This window comes from Pseudoclavibacter sp. RFBA6 (assembly GCF_002931575.1).
Taxonomy (GTDB): domain Bacteria; phylum Actinomycetota; class Actinomycetes; order Actinomycetales; family Microbacteriaceae; genus Pseudoclavibacter; species Pseudoclavibacter terrae.
The window spans coordinates 44,472-61,896 of sequence record NZ_PSUA01000008.1 but is presented as its reverse complement, the minus strand read 5'-3'; the positions used below and the strand labels follow the sequence as shown (position 1 = coordinate 61,896).

Annotated in this window: 16 protein-coding genes; 7 read left to right on the top strand and 9 right to left on the bottom strand. The window is 69.6% G+C overall.

What is annotated here, in order from left to right:
• The first annotated feature begins 95 nt into the window (after positions 1–95).
• Both C5C17_RS05985 and C5C17_RS05980 read left to right on the top strand, forming a co-directional pair.
• On the top strand, positions 96–662 hold the full coding sequence (locus C5C17_RS05985) for a histidine phosphatase family protein (RefSeq protein WP_104252479.1): 567 nt from the start codon (positions 96–98) through the stop codon (positions 660–662).
• A gap of 233 nt (positions 663–895) precedes the next feature.
• Positions 896–1,999 carry a TerC family protein gene (locus tag C5C17_RS05980; RefSeq protein ID WP_104252478.1) on the top strand — a complete coding sequence of 368 codons (1,104 nt, stop codon included), beginning with the start codon at positions 896–898 and terminating at the stop codon, positions 1,997–1,999.
• 265 nt (positions 2,000–2,264) lie between these two features.
• Here the strand turns inward: C5C17_RS05980 and C5C17_RS05975 are convergent, their stop codons facing one another.
• Both C5C17_RS05975 and C5C17_RS05970 read right to left on the bottom strand, forming a co-directional pair.
• Positions 2,265–4,886, bottom strand: a complete 2,622-nt coding sequence (locus C5C17_RS05975) for an RNA helicase (protein ID WP_104252477.1) — start codon at positions 4,884–4,886, stop codon at positions 2,265–2,267.
• 207 nt (positions 4,887–5,093) lie between these two features.
• A complete protein-coding gene (locus C5C17_RS05970; protein WP_104252476.1) occupies positions 5,094–9,092 on the bottom strand; it encodes an AAA family ATPase in 3,999 nt (1,332 codons plus the stop codon).
• A gap of 140 nt (positions 9,093–9,232) precedes the next feature.
• Between C5C17_RS05970 and C5C17_RS05965 the strand changes: the two genes are divergently transcribed.
• The 4 genes from C5C17_RS05965 (at position 9,233) to C5C17_RS05950 (ending at position 12,112) form a co-directional block, all read left to right on the top strand.
• Complete coding sequence (locus C5C17_RS05965; protein ID WP_104252475.1) at positions 9,233–10,336, top strand: GNAT family N-acetyltransferase; 1,104 nt, start codon at positions 9,233–9,235, stop codon at positions 10,334–10,336.
• A 154-nt stretch (positions 10,337–10,490) separates the two neighbouring features.
• On the top strand, positions 10,491–11,201 hold the full coding sequence (locus tag C5C17_RS05960; RefSeq protein ID WP_104252474.1) for a bifunctional 2-polyprenyl-6-hydroxyphenol methylase/3-demethylubiquinol 3-O-methyltransferase UbiG: 711 nt from the start codon (positions 10,491–10,493) through the stop codon (positions 11,199–11,201).
• A gap of 74 nt (positions 11,202–11,275) precedes the next feature.
• Positions 11,276–11,725 (top strand): ribonuclease HI, encoded by a 450-nt coding sequence (gene rnhA, locus C5C17_RS05955; RefSeq protein WP_104252473.1) that lies wholly within the window; start codon positions 11,276–11,278, stop codon positions 11,723–11,725.
• A gap of 21 nt (positions 11,726–11,746) precedes the next feature.
• On the top strand, positions 11,747–12,112 hold the full coding sequence (locus C5C17_RS05950; RefSeq protein WP_104252472.1) for an iron chaperone: 366 nt from the start codon (positions 11,747–11,749) through the stop codon (positions 12,110–12,112).
• 18 nt (positions 12,113–12,130) lie between these two features.
• Here the strand turns inward: C5C17_RS05950 and C5C17_RS05945 are convergent, their stop codons facing one another.
• Positions 12,131–12,670 (bottom strand): TetR/AcrR family transcriptional regulator, encoded by a 540-nt coding sequence (locus C5C17_RS05945; RefSeq protein WP_104252471.1) that lies wholly within the window; start codon positions 12,668–12,670, stop codon positions 12,131–12,133.
• 53 nt (positions 12,671–12,723) lie between these two features.
• On the opposite strand from C5C17_RS05945, the gene C5C17_RS05940 reads away from it, so the two are divergent.
• The gene (locus C5C17_RS05940) at positions 12,724–13,446 is read left to right on the top strand and encodes an MBL fold metallo-hydrolase (RefSeq protein WP_104252470.1); all 723 of its coding nucleotides are present in this window, start codon (positions 12,724–12,726) and stop codon (positions 13,444–13,446) included.
• A gap of 46 nt (positions 13,447–13,492) precedes the next feature.
• On the opposite strand, the gene mutM is transcribed toward C5C17_RS05940, so the two are convergent.
• The 6 genes from mutM to C5C17_RS05910 all read right to left on the bottom strand — a co-directional run bounded on the left by mutM (position 13,493) and on the right by C5C17_RS05910 (position 17,378).
• Positions 13,493–14,362, bottom strand: coding sequence for a bifunctional DNA-formamidopyrimidine glycosylase/DNA-(apurinic or apyrimidinic site) lyase (mutM, locus tag C5C17_RS05935; protein ID WP_104252469.1), 870 nt, complete (start codon positions 14,360–14,362; stop codon positions 13,493–13,495).
• 2 nt (positions 14,363–14,364) lie between these two features.
• Positions 14,365–15,111, bottom strand: coding sequence for a ribonuclease III (gene rnc, locus C5C17_RS05930; protein ID WP_104252468.1), 747 nt, complete (start codon positions 15,109–15,111; stop codon positions 14,365–14,367).
• 10 nt (positions 15,112–15,121) lie between these two features.
• Positions 15,122–15,325 (bottom strand): 50S ribosomal protein L32, encoded by a 204-nt coding sequence (gene rpmF / locus C5C17_RS05925; RefSeq protein ID WP_068484295.1) that lies wholly within the window; start codon positions 15,323–15,325, stop codon positions 15,122–15,124.
• Between the two features lie 41 nt (positions 15,326–15,366).
• Entirely contained in the window at positions 15,367–15,966 is a 600-nt protein-coding gene (locus tag C5C17_RS05920; protein ID WP_258066003.1) for a DUF177 domain-containing protein, read from the bottom strand.
• 65 nt (positions 15,967–16,031) lie between these two features.
• Positions 16,032–16,532 (bottom strand): pantetheine-phosphate adenylyltransferase, encoded by a 501-nt coding sequence (gene coaD, locus C5C17_RS05915; RefSeq protein WP_104252466.1) that lies wholly within the window; start codon positions 16,530–16,532, stop codon positions 16,032–16,034.
• Positions 16,533–16,640: 108 nt separating this feature from the next.
• Positions 16,641–17,378 carry a copper resistance CopC family protein gene (locus C5C17_RS05910; RefSeq protein ID WP_104252465.1) on the bottom strand — a complete coding sequence of 246 codons (738 nt, stop codon included), beginning with the start codon at positions 17,376–17,378 and terminating at the stop codon, positions 16,641–16,643.
• Positions 17,379–17,425: the final 47 nt, after the last annotated feature.

Here is a 17,425-nt window from a genome sequence, read left to right as displayed (position 1 = left end):
GCCAAGCGTAGTCAGCGCTCTGACACCATGGGTGCTGACCCCTCAGCCAGCGGCGAAACTTCGCCGGCGAGGGTGGAAACCTCGAACGGAGCACTATGCGCATCGGCCTCATCCGCCACGGCGAAACCGAGTGGAACGCGACCGGCCTCCTCCAGGGCGCCACCGACATCCCCTTGAACTCGCGAGGCCTCGACCAGGCGGGAGATGCAGCCGCGCTCCTCGTGGGTCAGGGCTGGAGCAACCTCTACAGCTCCCCGCTCTCCCGCGCGAGGGTCACGGCCGAGATCATCGGCGAGGGAACGGGCCTCGGTGCCCCGATCCTGCTGCCCGGCATCATCGAGCGCAGCTTCGGGGCCCTCGAAGGCGAGAAGTACTGGATGCCCGACGGCACCCGCCGCCCACTCGACCACCCCACCGTGGAACCGCGAGCCGCGGTCGTCGAGCGATCACTGGCCGCCATCGGCGAGGTCGCGGCCGCCCACCCGGACGAGGACTCGCTCATCGTGTGCCACGGCAGCGTCATCCGCCTCGTCCTCACCGCGATCCTCGGCGCCCAGGCGCCGCACATCGGCAACCTCGGACTCAGCATCCTGCGGCCGTGCGCCGAAGGCGGCTTCGTCGTCACACTGCTCAACGGGTACCCCCTCGTTCCCACGCCGTAGCAGGCACCCGGGAACGCAGCCACGCGAACCCCGGATTCGAGCGACGGATTCCCCACCGCCCCTGGCGTCGCCCCATCCACGGTGTACGATGAGCTTCGTTGAAGGGGAGTATTCCTCCTGCGACGCGCTCGTCATCACGGTGACTGTCATCAGCCACCCGGGCGCGTCGGTCGGTTTCTGCCGACGGAAGAGACCTTCGGCCGCTTCGCCGAACACACCCCTCCGGAGGACCCGTGGACGTTCCCATTTGGATCTGGGCGGTGACCATTGCCGTGGTCATCGGCTTCTTTGTTTTCGACTTCTTCACCCACGTGAAGACGCCACACGAGCCGAGCCTCAAGGAAGCCGGCTGGTGGTCGATCTTCTACATCGCGCTCGCCGTCGTCTTCATGGTGGCGCTCGGCTTCGTCTGGGACTGGCAGCACGCGGGCGAGTTCATCGCCGGCTACACCACCGAGAAGGCGCTGTCGGTCGACAACCTCTTCATCTTCCTCATCATCATGACGAGCTTCAAGGTGCCGAAGATCGCGCAGCAGAAGGCGCTGCTCATCGGCATCGCCATCGCCCTCGTCATGCGCTTCGCGTTCATCATCGCGGGCGCCGCGATCCTCGAGGCCTGGGTCTCCGTCTTCTACATCTTCGCCGCCTGGCTGCTGTACATGGCCGTCAAGCAGGCCATCGACTCCTTCAAGGACGAAGAGCCGGAGATGCCCAAGTGGGTCGGCCTCGTCCGCAAGATCATCCCCGCCAGCGAGCACTACGACGGCGACAAGTGGAAGATCCTCGAGAACGGCAAGAAGGTCTGGACGCCGCTCATCCTCGTCATCGTGGCCCTCGGCTTCACCGACCTGCTCTTCGCGCTCGACTCCATCCCCGCCATCTTCGGCATCACGCAGGAGCCGTACCTCGTCTTCATGGCGAACGCCTTCGCACTCATGGGCCTCCGCCAGCTGTACTTCCTCATCGGCGGGCTCCTCGAGCGCCTCGTGTTCCTCGACCTCGGCCTCGCGTTCATCCTCGGCTTCATCGGCGTGAAGCTCATGTTCCACGCGCTCCACGAGAACGAGCTGCCGTTCATCAACGGTGGCGAGCCGCTCCTCTGGATCCCCGAGATCCCGATCTGGCTGTCGCTCACGTTCATCTTCGGCGTCCTCATCGTCGCGACGATCGCGAGCATCATCTACACCCGCGCCAAGGGCGACGACGCACCCAGCACCGTCGGCTCGGCCGCCGGTGGCCCTGAGGCCGCGGTTGCCGGCGTCGAGGGCACCACGCCCGAGGCCGCGGAGGACACGGACGCCGCTCCGGTCGCGAGCCACGAGCCCGACCACCGGTAGGCACGCGCCGCCAGTACGACGAGAAACCGGATGCACGCGCCAGTCGCGAGCATCCGGTTTCTCGTCGTTCCGGCCCGGGCGATGCTCGGTACGCCGACGTTCTGGTCAATTCCAGGGCAAAATGGTGCGAGCCCCCTGCCTCCGCACCTGGACTTTCGCGGTTGACGTCGGAGCACCTCCGGCAGGACTGCGCACTTCGCCCTCGAATTGAGAAGCTGCGACGCAGCGACGCGTCGGCTCAGGCCCGACGCCGCGCCGCCCGCAACTAGAGGCGCGTGACCTCGGTGACGCGGAGGACCGCTTCTCCGGCCTCGTGCGACTCGGCGAGGTCGACGTCCGCGCGGATGCGCCAGTCGTGATCGCCCGCCGGGTCGTCGATGATCTGCTCGACATGCCACACGCCGCTCCAGAGGCCGCCCGACTGGCGCCCCTCGGAGTCGTCGATCGTGAGGAGCTTCGGCGAACGAGCCGCAGCATCCACCCCCATCGTGTCGTGGTCGTCGAAGTAGTCGTCGAGGGCCTTCGACCAGTCGACGTCCGGGTCGAGCTCGGCGAGCGCCTCATCACGCTGGAGGGCGGCGAGCTGGACCCGGCGGAACATCTCGTTGCGCACCAGCACCGTGAACGCACGGCGGTTGCCGACGACGCTCGGAGGCGCCGGCGGCACCACAGGCTCGTCGCTCGCGGCCTGCTGCTCCGGGTCGACCAGCGACGCCCACTCGTCGATGAGGCTCGAGTCGACCTGGCGGACCAGCTCGCCGAGCCACTCGATGATGTCGAGGAGCTCCTCCGTCTTCGCCTCATCCGGCACCGTCTGGCGGATCGCCTTGTACGCGTCGCTCAGATAGCGCAGCACGAGCCCCTCGCTGCGCATGAGCTGGTAGAAGTTCACGTACTCGGCGAAGCTCATGGCGCGCTCGAACATGTCGCGGACCACCGACTTCGGTGAGAGCTCGAAGTCGCGCACCCACGGCTCGTGCTGCGCGAACAGCTCGAACGACTGCGCGAGAAGCCCCTCGAGCGGCTTGGGATGCGTGATCTCCTCGAGCCGCTCCATGCGCTCCTCGTACTCGATGCCGTCAGCCTTCATCTGCGCGACCGCCTCGCCCCGAGCCTTGAACTGCTGCTGCGACAGCACGGGGCGCGGGTCGTCGAGGGTGGACTCGATGATGCTGACGACGTCGAGCGCGTAGTGGCCGGAGCCGACGGCCCCCTCCCCGCTCGTGTTCTCCTCCGAGCCGCGGTCACCGGGGGCCGCCTCCGCGTCAGGGTCCAGCAGCTCGATGGCCGCGAGCGCAAACGGAGACAGCGGTTGGTTGAGCGCGAAGTTCGCCTGCAGGTCGACGGTGAGGGTGATGCGCCCCTGCCGGCCGATCTCGACGATGCCCGCCGTCACGAGCGTGCGGAAGATGCCGATGGCGCGCAGCGCCAGCTCGCGCTGACGTGCGGGCTTCTCGTGGTTGTCGTAGACGAGCTTCTTCGCGTTGCCGAACACGTCTCCCCCGCGCGCGATGACGTTGATGAGCATCGACGCGGTGATGTGCATGTGCGAGGTGAGCGGCTCGGGCTCGGCGGAGACGAGCTTCTCGAACGACTTCTCGCCCCACGACACGAAGCCCTGCGGCGCCTTCTTCTTGACGATGCGCTTGCGCTTCTTCTCGTCGTCACCCGCCTTGCGGACGGCGGCGGCGTTCTCGATCTCGTGCTCCGGCGCCTCGACGACAACCGTGCCGGCCGTATCGTAGCCGGCGCGGCCCGCGCGCCCCGCGATCTGGTGGAACTCACGCGCCGAGAGGTGCCGCATCCGCTGCCCGTCGAACTTGGCGAGGGCCGTGATGAGCACCGTGCGGATGGGCACGTTGATGCCGACGCCGAGCGTGTCGGTGCCGCAGATGACCCGCAGGAGGCCCTTCTGCGCGAGCGTCTCGACGAGGCGGCGGTAACGGGGCAGCATGCCCGCGTGGTGCACGCCGATGCCGGCGCGGACGTACCTCGACAGCACCTTGCCGAATGCCGTCGTGAAGCGGAACCCGCCGATGGCGTCTGCGATCGCATCCCGCCCGGCCCGGTCGACGACCTTCAGGCTCGACAGCGCCTGCGCACGCTCGATGGCGGCGGCCTGCGAGAAGTGCACGATGTAGATGGGCGTCTTGCGCTCCTCGACGAGCTTCTCGACGGTCTCGTGCGTGGGTGCGACGACGTACGAGAAGTCGAGCGGCACGGGGCGCTCGACGCCGGTCACGAGGGAGACGTCGCGCTGCGTTCGCCGCTCGAGGTCTTCGACGATCTCGGTGACGTCGCCGAGCGTCGCCGACATGAGCAGGAACTGCACGTCGGGAAGCATGAGGAGCGGCAGCTGCCACGCCCACCCGCGGTCCGGGTCGCCGTAGTAGTGGAACTCGTCCATGACCACCTGGTCGACATCGGCGTCAGACCCTTGGCGCAGGGCGAGGTTCGCGAGGATCTCGGCGGTGCAGCAGATGATGGGCGCGTCCGGGTTCACGGAGCTGTCGCCCGTGACCATGCCGACGTTCGCGGCGCCGAAGATCTCGACGAGCGCGAAGAACTTCTCGCTCACGAGCGCCTTGATGGGGGCCGTGTAGTAGCTGCGGCCGCCCTGCGCGAGGCAAGCCGCGTGGGCGGCGATCGCGACGAGCGACTTGCCGGTGCCGGTCGGCGTGGACAGGATGACGTGCGCCTCGGAGACGAGCTCCATGACGGCTTCCTCCTGCGCCGGGTACATGGTGATGCCGCGGCTCGTGGTCCACAGCTCGAACGCCTCGAACATGGAGTCGGCGTCGTACGGGTCCGGGAGGAGCGTCACGAGACTCAGCTTGGGCTCGGGCGTGGCGGGGGCTGGGGCGGAGGTGCCATCGACGGAAGTCATTGGGTCCATCGTCCCACGCCCGGTCCACCGGCGGCGCGGGGCGGCGCGGGGCGGCGCGGGGCGGCGCGGAGCTTCCTGCGATCGCTGCCAGCCAAATGGCCCTTGTCGCCACCTCGCCCTCGAAGGCTGCCAGCCCAATGGCCCTTAACGCGCCTCCATTCGGGCCCACTGACTGGCAGCGATCCCGGATGCGCGGGGCGACGCGGGTTACGCGGCGGGCTCGGCCTCGTCGCGCTGGATGCGCTGGCCGACGACCGCGGAGACGCCGTCCTGGCGCATCGAGACGCCGTAGAGGGCATCCGCGATCTCCATGGTGCGCTTCTGGTGCGTGATGACGATGAGCTGGCTGGAGGCGCGCAGCTCCTCGAACACCGCGAGGAGGCGCCCCAGGTTGGCGTCATCCAGCGCGGCCTCGACCTCGTCCATGATGTAGAACGGGCTCGGCCTCGCCTTAAAGATCGAGACCAGGATGGCGACGGCCGCGAGCGAGCGCTCCCCGCCGGAGAGCAGCGAGAGGCGTTCGATCTTCTTGCCGGCTGGTCGCACCGACACCTCGATGCCCGTCGTGAGCATGTCGTCTGGCGCGGTGAGGGTGATGTCGCCTGACCCGCCGGGGAAGAGGATGGGGAAGACCGTGTGGAAGGCCTCCCTCGTGTCCTCGAACGCCGCCTCGAAGACGGTGCGCATGCGCTCGTCGATGTCGCCGACGATGCGGAGCAGGTCGGCCTTCGTCGCGGCGAGGTCGTCGAGCTGGTCGGCGAGGAACGCGTGCCGCTGCTCGAGGGCCGCGAACTCCTCGAGGGCCAGTGGGTTGATGCGGCCCAGCGTGGACATCTTCCGCTCGGCTGCCGCGAGACGCGCCTGCTGCTCGGCGCGCACGAACGGCACGCCGACGAATTCCTCTTCGACGTCCTCTTCGAGCGTCGCGGCGAGGTCGTCGTCGAGCTGCTCGGCAAGCGCGGCGTCTGTGGCGCGCGCGCCGGTGTCCGTGGCTGGGGCTCCTGTCTCCGCCCCCGCCGCCGCCGCCGCGGCTCTCGCGCTCGAGGCCCCGTCGATCGCGACGTCCGCCTGGCCGCTGGCCTCGACGTCGTTCCCGAACTGAGCCAGGGTGCCGCTCACCGCACGGGCCTCGCTCGGTGCGCCGGATGCTTCCGACGCATCGCCGGCGTCGGTCGCGTTCGAGCCGGTCTCGGGCTCTTCGGCCCCGGCGTCGCTGCTCGACTGCGCTGCCGCACCCTCTGCCGCGCCCTCAGCCGCACCCTCGGCTGAGCCGTCGGCGGCGACCTCGTGCCTGGCTCGCTGCTCGGCGAGCGCGGAGGCGATGCGCTCGGCCTTCGCGCGGAGGGCGTCGTCGTCGGCGGGCACGAGCTGGTCTGGCCCGTACTCGGCGACGAGCACGGCCTCGGCGAGGCGCAGCTCGCTCGCGGCGCGCTCGAGCGTGGAGCGCAGCGAGCTCTTCTTCTCGTAGATCTGCAGTTCGATCGAGTGCACGTCCTCGGTGATCTCGCTGAGGCGGGCGCGCAGCTGCTGCTCGGTCTGCCGCAGCTGGCCGAGTTCCTCGTGCTGGGCGGCGCGCTCGCGCTCCGCTTCGGCGAGCTGCTGCTGGGCTTCGGCGAGCGAGTCCTGCACGGCGGCGGCGAGGCGCGGGATGGCGGCGAGCACGCGCTCGGTCTGGGCGAGCTCCGCGCGGCGCACGACGGTCTCACGGGCGGCCTTGTCTGCGGCCTGGCGGTCGGCGTCGAGCTGGCGTTCGAGGGAGTCGGCGCGGAGGCGCTCGCTGCGGGAGCGCTCGCGCAGCGTCTCGAGCTGCAGCCGGGCCTCGACCTCTGCCTCCCGGGCGCGCTCGACTTCGGCGTTGGCATCGACCCGGGTCGAGGAGTCGAGTTCGGGTCGGGGCAGCGCCTCGTGTTCCGCGAGCGCCGCCTTGGCCGCGGCGGCCGCCTGTTCTGCCGCTTCGACGCCGCCGGAGGCGAGGTCGAAGGCCTTCGCGGCGCGTGCGAGCTCGGCCGTGCCCGCATCCACTCGCGCGCTGGCGCGGTTGAGCTGCTCGCGTTCGGCGGCGAGCGCGCCGTCGAAGGCGCGGAGCGCGTCGAGGGTGCGCTTGGCCTCGGTCTTCGCGGCCTGCGCTGCGGCGCGATGCTCGGCGAGCGCGAGCGCGGCCTGGTCGAGCTCGTCGGCGACCACCGCGAGCCGGGCGGATGCCCGATCGCGGGCCGCGAGCAGCTCGAGTCGGCTCGTCCCCTCCTCCGCGAATCCGCCGCGCAGCGAGGTGCTCGTCACGACCTCGCCTGCGCGGGTGACGACGGTCACCGCTCCGGCCACGGATGCGTCGCCGGAGGACGCCTGCGCTGCCACCGCGGCGCGTGCCTCGTCGAGCGTCTCGCTGACGTGGACGCGGGCGAGCAGCGCGGCGATCGCGGGCGGCGCCTGCACGAGCTCGACCGCGGGGCGCAGGCCTTCAGGAAGCGTGCGGCCATCGGCGCGGGTCGCCGCCGCGGCGGCAGCGCCCAACTCGGCGACCACCTCGACGAGGCCGAGCTTCTCCCCCGTGGCATGCTCGAGCACTCGGAAGGCGGCGTCTGCGTCGCTCGCGAGCACCGCATCCGCCGTCGACCCGAGGGCCGCGGCGATGGCGGCCTCGTAGCCCTCGTCGATGCGGAGGTGCTCGGCGACGGGGCCTTCGACGCCGTCGAGGCGGGCGGCGAGGAGGGCCGCGGTGCCGTCCTTGGCGGCCGTCGCGAGGGTGAGGGCTTGCACGCGGGCCTGGAGGGCGTCGCGTTCACGCTCGAGCTCGTGCGCCTTGGTGCGTCCGGCGTCGAGCTGCTGCTCCGCCTCGCGCTGCGCGGCCTCGGCGCGCTTGTAGGCGGCGTCGAGCTCGCTCGAGTCAGAGGCGCTCTGGGCAGCGCTCGCGTCGAGCTGCTCCTTCGCCGTCGTGGCCTGCGCGAGGCGGTCGTTCGCTGCGTCGCGGGCGTTGCGCTGCCTGAGCACCTCGCCGCGCACGGACGCGAGCTTCGAGGCGGCGGTGTCGGCGGCGCCGCGCAGCTCGCTGCGAGTGAGGTCGTAGGCGGAGATGCGCGTCGCCTGGGCTTGGATCTCGACGTCGATGCGGTCGAGCGCGGCGCGTGCGTCCCGGGTCGCGATCTTCGTCGCCTCCCAGAGCGTCTCGGCCTCGGCGGCGCGCTCGACAAGCACCTCCGCCTCCCGGCGTGCGACGTCCACGGCCTCGAGGGTCACGGTCGGCACGAACGCGGGCGACTCGAGGCGCGACACGAGGAGCCCCTTGCGCTGGGCGGCGAGCGCGTTGAGGTTCTGGATGCGCTCACGCACGCTCTCGAGGTCGAACACGACCCGACGGGCGCCGTCGGCCGCGTCTCCCCGGTTCTCCGCGGCAAGCAGCTCGGCTCTGTTGAGGGCTGCGGTGAGCTTCTCCTGCAGCACGACCCGCTCCTCGGAGCGCTCCTGCTCGATGCCGGTCGCGAGGCGCAGCGCGGCGCGCAGCTGCACGACGTCGTCGGCGAGGAGGCGCGCCTTCGCGTCGCGGGCGATGGCCTGGATGCCCTGCGCGCGCCTGGCGATGTCGGCCTGCCTCGAGAGGGGCTTCAGCTGGCGGCGCACCTCGTTGGTGAGGTCGCGGAGGCGCGTGAGGTTGGCCTCCATCGCCTCGAGCTTGCGCACCGTCTTCTCCTTGCGGCGCCGATGCTTGAGGATGCCTGCTGCCTCTTCGATGAAGCCGCGTCGCTCCTCGGGTGTCGCTCGGAGCACGGCGTCGAGGCGGCCCTGCCCGACGATGACGTGCATCTCCTTGCCGAGCCCTGTGTCGCTGAGCAGCTCCTGCACGTCGAGGAGGCGCACGCCGTCGCCGTTGATCGCGTACTCGGATCCGCCGTTGCGGAACAGGGTGCGACGGATCGTCACCTCGCTGTACTCGATCGGGAGCATCCCGTCGGCGTTGTCGATCGTGAGGGTCACCTCGGCGCGGCCGAGCGGGCCGCGGGTCGCGGTGCCGGCGAAGATGACGTCCTCCATCTTGCCGCCGCGCAGGCTCTTGGCGCCCTGCTCCCCCATGACCCAGGCGAGGGCGTCCACGACGTTCGACTTGCCGGAGCCGTTCGGCCCGACGACGCAGGTCACGCCGGGTTCGAGCGCGAGGGTCGTGGGTTGCGCAAACGACTTGAAGCCCTTCATCGTGAGGCTCTTCAGATGCATGCGCGCTCGCTGGCCTCTCGCTGGTGGTCGGACTTCGCTCGTGGTCGGACTGGACTGGATGCTCGGACTGGGGTGGCGGCGCCCCGATCGGCGCGCTGGCGGGGCTCACGGAGCCCTGGCCTGACAGCTACGGTACCGGAGTGGACTACTTCATTCGGGAGCTCACGCCTCCAGAGCCGGCGTCGGCCCGAGACGGGGAGGCCTGGCGCCTGCTCGAGCGCTTCCGCGACATCGTCAACTCCGGTTACGCGGCCACGTACGGCGAGGGTCGTCTGCTCGAGACGAGCCAGCGCATCCTCGCCGTCTGGACCATGCCGGGCCCCGTCACGAGTCGCCTGTTGCTCGCCCTCCCGAGCGGCGACGGGCGGGACGCGGGCGAGCATGCGGTCGCCGCGGCGAAGCTCATGGTCTCGCCCCGCGACTCCCCCGCGCACGCGTACCCGCACGTCGTCGTGGATGCGCCCTTCCGGCGGTGCGGCATCGGCACGTTCGTCGCGGCGCATCTCGAGGAACTCGCACGGGCGGACGGGCGCACGTTCCTGCAGGACTGGGTCGAGCATCCGACCCATGGAGGCGATCGTGTGGCCGCACCGACCGGGCACGGCACCGTGTCCGCCGAGGACCCCGCCGCTCGCTTCCTGTGGAAGAACGGCTGGGAGCTCGGGCAGATCGAGCGCATCAGCGAGCTGCACCTCCCGGTGTCGGCCGAGAACCTGCGCACGCACATCGAGGCCGCGACGGCGCGGGCCGGCGTCGACTACCGTGTGCTCACCTGGGAGGGCGAGAGCGATGCCGCCCACCTCGACGACCTGGCGAGGCTCAACGGCGACATGTCGGTCGACGCGCCAGCCGGCGAGCTCGAGGTCGACGAAGAGCACTGGGACGCCGAACGCGTCGCCCAGATGGAGCGTCGTGCGCTCGCTTCCGGCGCGACGTTCCTCAATGCCGCGGTGCTGCACGTCCCGAGCGGCCACCTCGTGGCCCAGTCGATGCTGCAGCTCGACCTCGACGACACCACGCGCCCAGCGCAGCAGGACAACACGCTCGTCACGTCGACGCACCGCGGCAGGCGGCTCGGGATGCTCGTGAAGGCCGCCAACCTCGAACAGCTCGCCAGGCGCTACCCGGAGTGCACGGGGGTCTTCACGTGGAATGCGGAGGAGAACGCGCACATGCTGCGCGTCAACGAGGCGCTCGGCTTCACCGCGCTCGCGCCGGAGGGCGGGTGGCAGAAGCGGTTGTAGCGAGCACGCCGGCCGATGTGCGTGATGAAACAGGCCACGACGAGCCAGATGCGACTCGGAGGGCCACCTCGTCCCGCACGTTGGACGCGCGTCCGCGTTTGCGGTTCTCGCAAGCGGTATTGCCATTGCCAGCGTGCCTGCGCATGCTGAGCGCATGACCTCGCGCCACCACCACGCATCCGATGCCTCCGATCCATCTGCAGCTTCGGGCACGAACGCTGCCGCGACCGCCGATCAGCCGCAGGCACCCACCGAGTTCTGGGAAGAGCTCTACACGGCGAAGCCCGCCGTGTGGTCTGGCCGCGTGAACGCGAACCTCGCGAGCGTCGCCGGCACGCTCGCGCCGGGCCGCGCTCTGGACATCGGATGCGGTGAGGGCGGCGACGCGATCTGGCTCGCCCAGCAGGGCTGGCGGGTCACGGGCATCGACATCTCGACGGTCGCCATCGAGCGGGCACGCGCGGCAGCCCGCGCTGCGAGCGTGGACGGCTCGCTGGTCGACTTTGTGGCAGGCGACCTCGAGACGTGGCGCCCGGCCGAACCGCTGGATCTCGTGACGGCGAGCTTCTTCCAGTCACCCGTGCACCTGCCACGCACGCAGATCCTCCGCGAGGCCGCCCGCGTGCTCGCGCCCGGTGGCCACCTCCTCACCATCGCGCACGCCGGCCCGCCATCCTGGGTGGAGAATTCCGAGCATCCCACGCACCTGTTCGTGCATCCCGAACGCGAGATCGACGACCTGGCTCTGCCCGCCGACGAGTGGGAGACGGTGATCGCCGAGCTCCGCACCCGCGAGGTCACCTCCCCCGACGGAGCACCGGGAACGCTGGAGGACAGCGTGGTGCTGCTGCGCCGACTGCGCTAGATCTGCGCTGAATCTGCATACGGCTTCGCCCGCGACTACTCTTGCGTGGTTGGCGACGGAGACGAGGGACGCACGTGAGCGATGTTGTGATGTACACGGATGGTGCCTGCAAGGGCAACCCGGGCCCCGGCGGGTGGGGCGTGTGGCTCAGGTCGGGCGACCACGAGAAGGAGCTGTTCGGCGGCGAGCTCAACACGACGAACAACCGCATGGAACTGAAGGCCGTCATCGAGGGGCTCAGCGCGCTGAAGAAGCCGTGCACGGTCGCGCTCTACCTGGACAGCCAGTACGTCCGCAAGGGCATCACCGAGTGGATCAAAGGCTGGAAGGCGAAGGGGTGGAAGACCGCTTCGAAGCAGCCCGTCAAGAACGCGGAGCTCTGGAAGGAGCTCGACGCGCTGGTCGAGGAAAGCGGCCACACGATCGAGTGGCACTGGGTGAAGGGCCACTCAGGCGACGTCGGCAACGAGCGCGCCGACATGCTCGCGAACAAGGGCGTCGACCAGGCACTCGGCCGCGGCTAGCCGCTCCCGTAGACTCGAAGAATGGCTGAGACGGCAAGCAGCATCGACGAGTACCTCGAGGCACTGAGCCCGGAGTATCGGGCCGAGCTCGAGCGCATCCGTTCGATCGTGAAGCGCATCGTGCCAGAGGTTGAGGAGAAGATCAGCTACCGGATGCCGACGCTCGCCTACAAGGGCAGGGCGCTCGTGTACTTCACCGCATCGAAGAAGCACCTGAGCTTCTACCCATCCGAGTGGGCACTCGAGGAGTTCGCAGACCACCTCACCGACTACACGACGACGAAGCACGCCATCCAGTTCACGGCCGCGAAGCCGCTCCCGGATGCGCTCATCGAGGAGCTCGTGACGTACCACGCACGGCAGATCGACGCCGGCCGGCAGCAGTAGCTCGCGACTCGTCGCGAACTACTCGTCGCCGATGGCCCTGACGATGCTCGCGAGCCCGAAGCGCCACGCCTCGTCGACGTCCCCGCCGAGGTTGAAGCCGCTGTTGAGCTCCATGCTCACGAAGCCTGCAGCCCATGCCGTGAGCGTCCGGGCCGCCTCGAGCGCACGTTTTTCACCGGCCAGTTCGCCCGCGAGCCGCAGGATGCTTTGGCTCGCGGACGCTCCGAACTCGGGCCGTGCCGTCGGCGTCCCCGCGCCCGGCGTCAGGATCAACTGGAAGGCGGCTGGCCGCTCGTGGCCGAAAGCGCGGAACTCGTCGGCGAGCTGCTCGAGGCTGCTCGCGGCGTCGAGCCGCTCCCCCAGTTCGAGCAGGCTCGCTTCCGCCACGAACTGGATGAGCTCCTCGCGATTCGCGACCCGCTTGTACAGCGACGGAGCCCTCACTCTGACGCGGCTGGCGACCGCCTGCATGCTGAGGCCTGCGAGCCCCTCGCCCTCGAGGAGGTCGCGGGCTGCGAGCACGATGGCGTCGAGGGAGGTCCTGTCCGGGGTAGGCATGCATCTACTATAGCTATTGACAGTAGCCATGATGGCTACATAAATTAGCCATCATGAGACTCGACACTTCGCTCCACCGCATCGGCAACGACATCGTGGCCGCCTACCTCGTCGTGACGCCCGAGGGAGTGACCGTCATCGACGCGGGCCTGTCCGGCCACTGGCGTGACCTCGTCGCAGAGCTGGCCTCGCTTGGGCTCACGGTCGCCGACGTCCGGGGCGTTGTCCTCACCCACGGCGACTCCGACCACGTCGGCTTCGCGGAACGCCTGCGTCGCGACCACGGCGTGCCCGTCTTCGTGCACGCCGCCGACGCGGACCGGGCGAAGGGAGGCCCGAAGCCGGCGACCGCGAAGCAGGCGATGAAGTTCGGCCCCCTCCTCGGGTTCGCCGCCTACTCCCTCCGCAAGGGCGGCGCGAAAACCCAGTGGCTGACCGAGGTCATCGAGGTGCAGGGCGGCGAAACCCTCGACCTCCCCGGTTCCCCGCAGATCATCAGCATGCCGGGTCATTCCGCGGGCAGCATCGCGGTCTACGTGGCGGTCGCGGATGCGGTCTTCGTGGGCGACGGGCTCACCACCCGCCACGTCCTCACGGGGGCGGAGGGCCCGCAGCCGGCGCCGTTCACCGACGAGCCCGCCCAGGCGATCGCGTCCCTGCAAGCCATCGTCAGCACCACAGCGAAGTGGGTGCTGCCCGGCCACGGAGCCCCGTGGAGCGGCGGCGTGGATGCGGCGGTGGCGGCCGTGGAGTCGGCGGCAGCTGACCCTCGCTGACCGCGATGCTCGTCCGTGCGGAGCACGACGTCGCGGTTGGTGACGGCTAGCGCTCCCGCTGGCACTTCTCGCAGAAGTGCGAGCCCCGGTTCTGGAACTTCTCGCGAACGATCGGCCGCCCGCACCTCGGGCAGGGCTTCCCTTGACGCCCGTACACGTTGAGCGAATGCGCGAAGTACCCGGCCTGCCCGTTCACGTTGACGTACTGGGCGTCGAAGGATGTGCCACCCTCGGCGAGCGCCTTCGCGAACACCTCGCGCACGTGCTGCAGCAGCTCCCTCGCCTTGGACGGCGACAACCCCGCCGTGTTGCGCGCGTAGTGCAGCCGCGCCCGCCACAGCGCCTCGTCGGCGTAGATGTTCCCGATCCCCGAGATGAGCGTCTGGTCGAGCAGCGCCGACTTCACGCCCGTCCTCCGTCGCAGCAGCGCGGCCGCCCAGGCATCGTCGTCGAAGTGCGGGTCGAGCGGGTCCCGGGCGATGTGCGCGACCTGCGACGGGACGTGCTCGCCCGCGACGTCCAGCGTCGGCACAAGCCGGTCGATCGCCAGCGACCCGAAGACGCGCTGGTCGGCGAACGCCACCACGAGGTCGCCAGCCGGGCCATCGACCCGGATGCGCGCGCGCAGGTGACGGTCGTCGAGCGCATCCGGCGTGCGCAGCAGCATCTGGCCGCTCATGCCCAGATGCGCGGTCAGCGCCTCCTCGCGACCCTCAAGCGGGAGCCACAGGTACTTGCCCCGCCGCGAGACGCCCTCGAACCGTGCACCCTCGAGCGCGCCGACGAAGTGCACCGAGTCACCGAGGTGGCGGCGCAGGGACCGCTCGTCGAGCACCTCGACCGCCGACACGGACGCCCCCGTCACGGCGGGAGCCAGGCCGAGGCGGACGACCTCGACTTCAGGCAGCTCGGGCACGGCTAGGAAACCGAGGGGGCGACGTCGTCGCCCCGGCTCAGCTGATGCCACGCGGCGAGCGCCCCAGCCACTTCGGCCTGCTTCTTGCTCGTGCCGACACCCTTCGCCTGAGCGAGGATGCGCTTCTTCTTCAGCACCGTCACGGTGGCGGTGAAGCTGCGGTCATGCTCGAGCCCGGATCCCTCGACCTCGTACCTCGGCGGCTCGGCACCGCGAGTGTCGGCAAGCTCCTGCAGAGCGGTCTTCGGGTCCTGCTCGGCGCCGAGGCGCCACACGACGGCGAGCTTCGGCTCCACCAGTCGCAGGATCAGCTCGGTCGCGACGTCGACACCGGCGGACAGGTAGGCAGCCCCGATGACCGCCTCCATCGTGTCGGCGAGCACCGAGTCCTTGTTGCTGCCACCCGTCAGGTGCTCGCCGCGCCCCAGGTGCAGATACCGCCCGAGGTCGATGCCCCGAGCGATCTCCGCAAGCGCCACCGTCGAGACGAGGGACGCGCGCAGGCGCGACAGCTGCCCCTCCGTGTAGTCGGGGTACGTGCGGTACAGCATGACCGTCACCGCCTGCCCGAGAATCGAATCGCCGAGGAACTCGAGGCGCTGATTGTCGGGAATGCCGCCGTTCTCGACCGCGTACGACCTGTGGGTCAACGCGAGCTCCAGCAGTGCGGGAACGAAGTCGACCCCGAGGCCGCCTGCCAGCTCAGCTGACGGTGCGGCGTCGGGGTCGATGATCTTCACGTCGTGCATGACGCGAGGATCAGACGTCTGCGACCTTGCGGCCCTTGTACTCGAAGAACAGCGGAGTGCCAGCTGCGTCCTCGACAACCTTCGCGCGGTGCGGGAGGCTGTAGGTGACCTTGCCGTTCTCAACGGTCTTGACGAGGGTCGGCACAGAGGCCTTCCACTGCGAACGACGCGAACGCGTGTTCGAGCGGCTCATCTTGCGCTTGGGGAGAGCCATCGGCGTCTACCTTTCATCTTTCATCGTGCAGGGAGGCGAGCTCATCTCTGGCCCGGCTCCCCCTTGTAATCATGGTTGCGCGCATCCTCACGAGATTCTGTCTCACGAGGACCCGCGACTTCCTCAGAACCCGTTGCTGGTTCCTCGGCTGCTCCTGTTGAAGCGCCAAACCCTGCCAACGCCGCCCAACGCGGGTCAACCGCGGGCGCCTGCTCTTCGAGCGGCTCCACCAGCTTCTCGCCGGTTTCGGGATCTAGGCCGAGGCAGTCCGGCCGACAAACCGGCTGGAATGGCAGTGCGAGCACTACCGCATCGCGAACGGGCGGTTCAAGGTCGACAGTGTCGTCGTGAACCTCGTACTCGAGGGCTTCGTCGCGAGCATACGCGAAAAGCTCTGCGAAATCGACCCGAAGCGGCTCGTCCAGCGGCGTCAGGCACCGGCTGCACTCCCCGCTCATCCGGGACTCGAGGCTTGCGGTCGCCAGAATGCCGTCGTGCAGCACCTCGAGACGCACGTCGAGCTCGATCGGCGTGCCCTTCTCGATGTAGCCGAGCCCTTCGCCGATGCGCTCAGGCGCATCGAAGTCGAGCTCGAGGGTGCGCATCGTGCCGGCCTTGCCCACGATGGTCGCGATGTTCACGAGGTACGGAGAGGAAGTCACCGGGAGATTGTACGCCCTCGGCTCGGAGTGCATCCCGAACCCCCTTACTCGATGGAGGTGTCGGTGTCGCCCTGCAGGTACTCGTACACGACACGCGGCACGTACGGCGAGACATCGCCTCCGAGCCCAGCCACCTGACGGACCAGCGAGCTGGACACGTGCGCGTGACTCGGATCGGGGAGCATGAACATCGTCTCGACGCGGGCGAGGTTGCGGTTCACGATCGCCATCGGCGTCTCGTAGGTGACGTCGGCCTGCGAGCGGATGCCCTTCACGATGACCTTCGCGCCGACATCGGTGCAGTAGTCGACCAGCAGGCCGACGCTCCAGGAGGCGACGCGGACGTTGCCGCGGATGCCGCTCGCCGAGACGGCCTGCTCGATGAGCTCCACCCGGCGTGCGATGGGCAGGAGCGCGTGCTTGTCCGGGTTGTGCACGACGACGACGTGCACTTCCTCGAAGACCGAGGTGGCGCGCTGGATGACATCGAGGTGGCCAAGGGTCACCGGATCGAACGAACCGGGCACAACAGCGATTCTGCTCATGCGGACAAGACTACGGGGGACTTCCTGCGCGAAGCGCGCACGAGCACCACGTTGCCGCTCGCGGGCGGAACGCGGGGCCGGAACGCCGCCCGGCGGGCCAGCTCAGCGTCAGCGCGCGTTGGGCGTGTCGTCGTCCTGGTCTGCCGTCGGCTCGTCGGCCTGCGGCTTGCGGCTCGCCTCGAGGTCGGCGGCCTTGCGACGGAACACGAGGAAGGAGACGAGGACGACGGAGACTCCGGCGAGCCCCATGAGCACCCAGGCCCATGCAGGGATGCCCGAGTCCTGGGGAACCGGCGTGCTGGATTGCTCCGCCGCGCCTGTCGCTCCCGCGTCGCTGTTGGCGAGCGTGGACCCCTCCGTGTTCTCCGCGGCTCCGAAGCCGGCGGGCGCGGAGGCGGAGGGCTGCGTGTCCTCCGCAGAGGCGACGCCCACGGAGACGGTGAACGGGATGGTGCCGGAGATGGGATGGCCGTCGGAGGAGACGACCTGCCAGTTGAGCGCGTAGTCGCCGGCGGCGAGCTCGGGGAGCGCCTGGTCGACCACCGTGCCGTCCACCGTCGCAGGCGACTCGAGATCGACAGCGGTCTCCTCCACGACGCTCACCGCGAACAGCTCGATCTGCGGCCCGAGCGTGCCCTCTGACTGCACTTCCGCGGAGAACGTCAAAGTCGCGCTCGCCGGGGCCACCTCCACAGCATCCTCGGCGGAGGGGCTCGACTCGACCAGTGAGTCGTGCGCGGAGGCGTACTGCGACCCGAGCCCGAGCGCGAGCGCCAGGAAGGCCAGCATCGCGGCGATCATGAGGCGGGAGGCGATGCGGAGCGAGCGCGCGGAGGAGGAGGTCACCGGACCATCGTAGGCCAGGGGCCTGACCCCGTCTCCTGGCGCGGACC

Coding starts and splice junctions, on each gene's coding strand:
- C5C17_RS05960 (WP_104252474.1), top strand. CDS start 10,491: ATGACCTCGCGCCACCACCACGCATCCGATGCCTCCGATCCATCTGCA.
- C5C17_RS05950 (WP_104252472.1), top strand. CDS start 11,747: ATGGCTGAGACGGCAAGCAGCATCGACGAGTACCTCGAGGCACTGAGC.
- C5C17_RS05970 (WP_104252476.1), bottom strand. CDS start 9,092: ATGCATCTGAAGAGCCTCACGATGAAGGGCTTCAAGTCGTTTGCGCAA.
- C5C17_RS05985 (WP_104252479.1), top strand. CDS start 96: ATGCGCATCGGCCTCATCCGCCACGGCGAAACCGAGTGGAACGCGACC.
- rnc (WP_104252468.1), bottom strand. CDS start 15,111: ATGCACGACGTGAAGATCATCGACCCCGACGCCGCACCGTCAGCTGAG.
- C5C17_RS05975 (WP_104252477.1), bottom strand. CDS start 4,886: ATGACTTCCGTCGATGGCACCTCCGCCCCAGCCCCCGCCACGCCCGAG.
- coaD (WP_104252466.1), bottom strand. CDS start 16,532: ATGAGCAGAATCGCTGTTGTGCCCGGTTCGTTCGATCCGGTGACCCTT.
- rpmF (WP_068484295.1), bottom strand. CDS start 15,325: ATGGCTCTCCCCAAGCGCAAGATGAGCCGCTCGAACACGCGTTCGCGT.
- C5C17_RS05945 (WP_104252471.1), bottom strand. CDS start 12,670: ATGCCTACCCCGGACAGGACCTCCCTCGACGCCATCGTGCTCGCAGCC.
- C5C17_RS05940 (WP_104252470.1), top strand. CDS start 12,724: ATGAGACTCGACACTTCGCTCCACCGCATCGGCAACGACATCGTGGCC.